The 3,070-nt window shown below is 41.9% G+C and carries 3 protein-coding genes; all 3 read right to left on the bottom strand.

Annotated elements, in window-relative coordinates; all coding sequences use genetic code 11:
* Window positions 1–1,269 (bottom strand): phosphoribosylformylglycinamidine synthase subunit PurL (locus HN459_03695; GenBank protein ID MBT3478547.1); only part of this gene is annotated, 1,269 nt, incomplete at its 3' end.
* A gap of 81 nt (window positions 1,270–1,350) precedes the next feature.
* Window positions 1,351–1,734: a GxxExxY protein gene (locus HN459_03690; GenBank protein MBT3478546.1), complete on the bottom strand. Its 384-nt coding sequence runs from the start codon at window positions 1,732–1,734 to the stop codon at window positions 1,351–1,353.
* A gap of 30 nt (window positions 1,735–1,764) precedes the next feature.
* Window positions 1,765–3,036, bottom strand: a complete 1,272-nt coding sequence (locus HN459_03685) for an adenylosuccinate synthase (protein MBT3478545.1) — start codon at window positions 3,034–3,036, stop codon at window positions 1,765–1,767.
* Window positions 3,037–3,070: the final 34 nt, after the last annotated feature.

Genomic DNA, 3,070 nt, shown 5'->3' with positions numbered 1-3,070 from the left:
GGGTTCAGAAAAATTTGATTCTTTTGCTTCAAATGGGCGGTCATATAAAAAGCCTTCCGTTACTTCTTTTGCTTTTGCGTTCACAATTTCTTCATCACCATTGTGCACAATATACCGACCATCATTTCGGATTTTTCCAACGACAGATGCGCGAGCGCCTTCACTTACCCCGGGAAGGTCAAATACTTTATTATAGTGGTCTAAAATCAGTGGTGTAATTTCCGGCGAGCACACCCACATGAACCGCTCTTGGGTTTCACTGCAAAGGTAAACGGACGGATGTAAGCCATCCATGCCGATATGAATTTTATCCATCCAAACTTCAGCACCATAGCCGGATGTTTCTGCCAATTCCACACTGGCACACGCCACACCGCCAGCACCCAAATCCTTGAAACCGACATTGTTTATTAATCCTTTTCCTTTCAAGATATCAAAGAGCGCATAGGAAGATTTCAGCAGATGCCGTTCCAAAAAGGCGTTGGGCTCTTGAACGGCCCCTTTATTTTGCTCTTTCTTTTCTTCTTCCAATTCTAATGATGCAAAACTGGCGCCACCGAATCCGCTATTGTCTGTGGGTTTCCCTAGTAAAATTAAGTCAAAACCTTCTGCATTTTTTGGTGCGTAAGAGTGAATAATATTTTCTTCTTTTACAATGCCCAGTGTAACCAAAGTGACCAAACAATTTTCGTTATATCCTTCATGATAATATAAATCGCCGCCCACATTGGGAATACCCAGTGGATTTCCATAGCCGGCAACACCGGCAACAACACCATCATGAATCCATTTGGTTTTATTATTTTTAATATCACCAAATCGGAATGAATCGGTGACTGCAATCACTTCTGCGCCCATGCATAATACGTCTCGCACATTGCCGCCCACACCGGTTGCAGCGCCTTCGTAAGGCACAATTTGAGATGGATGATTGTGGGATTCGTGGCTCATAACAATACACCAGCGATGATCATTTTTATCTGTGGCGATTGCAATAACACCTGCATCTTCTTTAGCGCCCAAAACCACATCGGGCCCTTCCGTGGTAAATTGTTTTAAATGGTTTCTGCTACTTTTGTAGGAACAGTGCTCAGAGCCTTGAATTGAAAATAAAATCAGTTCAGCAAGAGATGGTGCGCGCCCCAGCATATCGTTCTGAATTTTGAGAGCTTCTTCAATTGTGAGTGGAATATTGAGCTCGACGAGTGTGGCTTTGATATTAGAATCAGAGAGCCCGGCGAAGTCGATAATTTCTTTTGTGAATGCCAATTTATTTAGCCGCAAAGACGCAGAGAGCTCAAAGAATTAATTAAAACATTATTTAAATTAAAAACGTTTCTCCTTGGCAATCTATAGATTATTAACAAAGCGTTTAATCCCGTTTTTTAATAATGTTGAATTGAAATTTATTAATAAGCCTAAACGATAATCACCCAATTTTAAGTAAGATAAAATTTGAGCTTCAAAGACCGGATCATGTCTTTCTACGCTTTTTAACTCCAAAACGATTGATTCATCAACTAAAACATCAACCCTGAAATCCCCAACCGGTTCTCCGCGATAAGTTACATGTAATGTTTTTTGTTTTTCGAATGCGATATCTTCCCGTTTAAGTTCAATGCAAAGAGCTTTCTCATAGACGCTTTCCAAAAGACCGGGACCAAGTCGCCGATGGACTTCAATCGCACAGCCAATGACACTTTCAGAAAGTTTATTGATTTCTTCTTTAGTCATTTCTTTGTGGTCTTTGCATCTCTGCGGCAACTATCGTATGATAGTCTCGTGGCGTTGGGGCCCCACCGATACAATTTTCACAGGGCAATCCACTTGACGTTCAATAAATAAAATATAGTCTTTTAAAGTTTGGGGCATGGCGTCGTAGCCTTTATTCCAAATCTTTTCAGGAAGGTTTCCCCATCCCGGAAGTGATTCATAAATAGGTTTTGCATTTCTGTATTCGGTCAAACTTGCAGGCATTTCGGTGATGCGTTTTCCATTCACATCGTAAGCGACACAAATGGGTAGTTCGTCAAATCCATTTAATATATCTAATTTTGTCAGGGCGATTTCTGTAAGTCCATTCACTCGGACTGCTTGTCGCACTTGAACGAGATCGAGCCAACCTACACGCCGTGGCCGTCCGGTTGTTGTGCCATATTCCCCACCTTTATCCCGTAACATTTTCGCTTCTTCACCATGAATTTCTGACGGTAAAGGACTTTCTCCCACGCGACTTAAATATGCTTTTGTAACGCCGATGATTCGATCAATATCTCTAAAGCTTACGCCAGTTCCTGTGGAAATATGTCCCGCGGCTGTATTAGAAGAAGTGGTGTAAGGATAAACGCCGTGGTCCACATCCAACGATATGCCTTGTGCGCCTTCGAATAAAATGGATTTCCCTGATTTGTGTGCTTTGTATAAAATCACCGATGTATCATGAATATAGGATTTCAATTTTTGACCATAATCAGAATAAGTATCAAAAATTTCATCAATGGAAATATCTAAAGATTGATTGAGCGTTTTTTCTATAATGCTTTTACAAAAAGCATATCCTTTTTCAAGTTTTTCTCGAAAGACGTCCGGCTCTAAAAGGTCAATCATGCGAATACCGTTGCGGAACATTTTATCAGCATAAACTGGGGCGATCCCACGACGCGTGCTGCCGGCAGCTAAATTTCCTTGATGTCCAGAAAGCGCACCATCCATGGCAATATGATAAGGCATAATCACATGTGCCCGATCGCTTACCATGAGTTTGGGATCAATCCCTTTTTCTTTCACATACGCAATTTCATCGAGCAATGCTTTGGGATCGACCACAACGCCGTTGCCAATAATGGACATAGGTTCGCCATAGACAATTCCGGAAGGAATAAGATGAAGTTTGAAAGTATTACCATCCACGATAATGGTATGGCCGGCATTGTTGCCGCCGTGAAAACGGACCACGTAGTCGGATTCGCCGGCAAAGAAATCGGTGATTTTTCCCTTGCCTTCGTCACCCCACTGGGCGCCGACGATTGTAGTGATTTTAGATGAGCGTGATGTCACTTAAAAGGGTTTG

Source organism: Candidatus Neomarinimicrobiota bacterium (genome assembly GCA_018647265.1).
Taxonomy (GTDB): Bacteria; Fidelibacterota; Marinisomatia; order Marinisomatales; family TCS55; genus TCS55.
This window is presented reverse-complemented; position numbering and strand designations above follow the sequence as displayed.